The sequence below is a fragment of the Bacteroides sp. RTP31139st1_H2_RTP31139_211217 genome, from assembly GCF_040227615.1.
Classification (GTDB): Bacteria; Bacteroidota; Bacteroidia; order Bacteroidales; family Bacteroidaceae; genus Bacteroides; species Bacteroides uniformis.
On record NZ_JBCNZM010000285.1, the window covers coordinates 1 to 3,041 of the forward strand.

Sequence of the window (3,041 nt, forward strand, 5' to 3'; positions counted from 1 at the left end):
ATTTTCCCACTGTTCATCCGTGAGGAAGATGTTGCGACGGGCCTTTCGTGCCGGATTAAGATTGGAATATCCATCTATGATATTTTCAAGAAAAGCGAAGCCACCAAATTCTTTGAGCTTGTCTATTGCCGATGCAGATGACTTTTGCGCCTGTTGTGATACGACTTTCTGTGAGGTTGTCGTACTGGCTGTCTGTTGTTGAGTTTCCTGCTTCATCTTAGTAAAAGATTAAAGTTCTACTTTCTTTTGATTTGCCAGAATCTCCTCGATTGATGATTCAATCACGTCCATAATGGCATTTTTGACTTCCGGGTTTTCAAGTGCTTTCTGTAAAGCGCGGTTGGAAGTAAGCTGGCGAGTTATTCGGACACCCTGCTCTTTCTCAATATCAAGTTTACTCAAGAAATCACTTTTCTCTTTAATCTTCTTAGCCCCGAAGTCTCCGAGTCCGGTGAATGTCATGATTTCCTTGATTTCATTACCTTCCGCATCCACGTGGCGCAAGTCAACTGTTGGTTCAAAACGTTGGAACACATCTTCAATGGTTTCCAAACCATACACACTTTCCGGAGCCGCAGGAGCTTCATCTGTCAGCTTTTGAACTATCAAAGTTCGGTTGGAGGGGATTTCCGCGATGGATTCGTTCGCATCGACTTTTACTTCGTTGCCTCCAATTCCATAATTGTAGATTGCCATAGCATTTACTTTTTAATATCATACTTTTTTTATAGCTCTCTCTTGGTTTTATGACCGTGCGCAATATATGAATTATTTCTGAAACCGTCAAATTTTTAGGGGTATTTTATTGGCATCTAATGAGGAAAATAGTATATTTGCGAAATAGAATAAAGAAAAGAATAGTATGACTTACCTGAAAATGCCATTACAATTGCAATCGGCTGTCGCCAAGAAATTGCAAAGGTGTTCCTATCAGGAATCGATAGCCCAACACATCATGCTACTGATTCTTTCTCATCATGGGGAAGTTATCGGGCGAGAAGACTTTGGTTCCATGATATGGGACCTTGAGTTCAACCAACTTGTGAAAATCAGCGATTGGGAGGAAGGAGTGAAGAACTCCTTAATAAAAACGATAGAGAAATATGAAAAGAGGTTACGGAATGTAGATGTGAACGTCACTCTTTTGGAAATAGAAGAAGAAAATATAGATAAGGTATCTCATATCCGAAGAAAGGCACAAATAACCGTGACCGGAACAATGGATAGAACCAACGAGAAATTCAATTTCAATACCTCATTATATATAAGCCCTTTATCACAATAATCGAACTATGGCAGACAAGAAACAAATTGCAATAAAGGAACGAATATTAAAGCAGGCTATGGAGTTCTGGGGTGTATCCGATATACGCGATATGGACCCCGTGATAGATTTGCTGCTTGAAGTTTTTGCCCATGAGTCCAACAAACTGCATCAAGAAATAGAGCAGTCCGACTCACGGATACTTCACCGTCTGTCCAGAATACTCATAGGAAACAAATGGTCGCTGCCAAAGCCGGCCCATGCGCTTATGACTATTACCCCCAATCATGGGGAATGTTGCGAGCTTGATGCCGAAGATCATTTTTATGCAGAGAAGAACATATTTGGCAAAGGTGATATTCAAGTCTTTATAACCCCTTTGTTTTCCTATAAACTGGTTGACGCAAAAGTCAGAGCAATCGCATATAACGATAGCATAAGGCATTCAACCGATGGCTTTAGCACTCCAACACGCTTCCTTGACCCTAAAAACCGGATAGCGGATTATTGCGTCTGGGTCGGGATGGATGTGTCTAAAGAAGTCCTGCAAAAAATGGACTCTGTAATGTTTTGCATCAAGCCTTCCGACACGGGGCTGCTTCCGTTTATGAATATGGCTTTCTTCTATGACTGCACTGGAAACCTGCTGAATGCAAAAACAGGCCTTCATGTTGAAGATCCATATAGTAATGCACACTACTTTGATGAAATCCGAGATTTTTATAGTGACCTATATTTTAATGTGAATATAAGAAACGCTTCCAAAGAGAAACATACCTACCGAGAAATGTTTCCCGGTTATGCGTCCGACTGTGAGATCCCGGATGACTCTGAGAGTCTCTTTTGGGTCAAGATAGCCTTTCCGGAAATATTCACGAAAGAAAGTCTTGAAAATCTGGAAGTATATTTGAACACATTTCCGGTTGTAAACAGACAAATCGTTTACAAACAGCATAATTTCCGTTCCACCGGACGGATTATCCCCCTGAAATGTCCGAGCCGTACACAATTCTTGAACATACGCTCGTTCCAAGACAACAAAGGCCGGGAATATGTAAACCGGCTGAACCAGTATGAAGAAAATCCAACAGGTATATTCAGCCTGTATTTTGGCGACCTTGAACGATTTGATTCGGACAGTGCCCGCTCATTAATTTCAAAAGTATTACAATTAATGAAAGAAGACGGGAGTGCTTTCGCTTCAATGAATCCGGATGCACTTTCGACGCAGCTCAAAGAGTTGTTCAACAAGATAAATGATATAGAGAGAGGATTGGAGGCCACACTAAAAGGAGATAACAAAATAAAAGCCTTTGTTTTAAGTGTCCCCCAAAAAGATGCGACCAATGCCGAGATAAAATATTGGGTAACTTCCGGATCTCTGGCGAACGGTTTCAACGAACGCACACTGATACAACAATTCAACATAGAAAAATATGATGCTTCGGGCATCATGTTGCGCACTTGTATGCAAGGAGGAACAACGCATGATGGCGAACAGGAACTTATAAATAGTTTAAGGTACGGTCTGTTGTCCCGGGAACGGATTATATCTAAAGAAGACATCAAAAGCTACCTGTTGCACAAGCTGGGAAAATATGTTGAATCAGTCGAAGTCGGCAATGGCGTGGCTATATCTCCTGACAGCAAAAAAGGATTAATCAGAGTGACAGAGATCAAGATAAAACTTGGACAATTTGATAAAGATGAAATTCCCAATCTGGAAGAATTGGCCCATTATCTTGAAACAGATTTGACTGAACGCTCTGTATGTAAT

Annotated in this window: 3 protein-coding genes and 1 pseudogene; 2 read left to right on the forward strand and 2 right to left on the reverse strand. The window is 40.9% G+C overall.

The window, feature by feature from the left end:
* Positions 1 to 216 (reverse strand): annotated as a pseudogene (locus ABUA47_RS23960) (type VI secretion system contractile sheath protein TssC); the annotation flags it as partial.
* Between the two features lie 12 nt (positions 217 to 228).
* Positions 229 to 696 carry a hypothetical protein gene (locus tag ABUA47_RS23965; protein WP_009293434.1) on the reverse strand — a complete coding sequence of 156 codons (468 nt, stop codon included), beginning with the start codon at positions 694 to 696 and terminating at the stop codon, positions 229 to 231.
* Positions 697 to 862: 166 nt separating this feature from the next.
* Between ABUA47_RS23965 and ABUA47_RS23970 the strand changes: the two genes are divergently transcribed.
* Positions 863 to 1,285 carry a GPW/gp25 family protein gene (locus ABUA47_RS23970; protein ID WP_009293433.1) on the forward strand — a complete coding sequence of 141 codons (423 nt, stop codon included), beginning with the start codon at positions 863 to 865 and terminating at the stop codon, positions 1,283 to 1,285.
* A 7-nt stretch (positions 1,286 to 1,292) separates the two neighbouring features.
* The coding region (locus ABUA47_RS23975; protein WP_349832197.1) for a hypothetical protein at positions 1,293 to 3,041 on the forward strand (1,749 nt) is incomplete at its 3' end.

Coding starts and splice junctions, on each gene's coding strand:
- ABUA47_RS23970 (WP_009293433.1), top strand. CDS start 863: ATGACTTACCTGAAAATGCCATTACAATTGCAATCGGCTGTCGCCAAG.
- ABUA47_RS23965 (WP_009293434.1), bottom strand. CDS start 696: ATGGCAATCTACAATTATGGAATTGGAGGCAACGAAGTAAAAGTCGAT.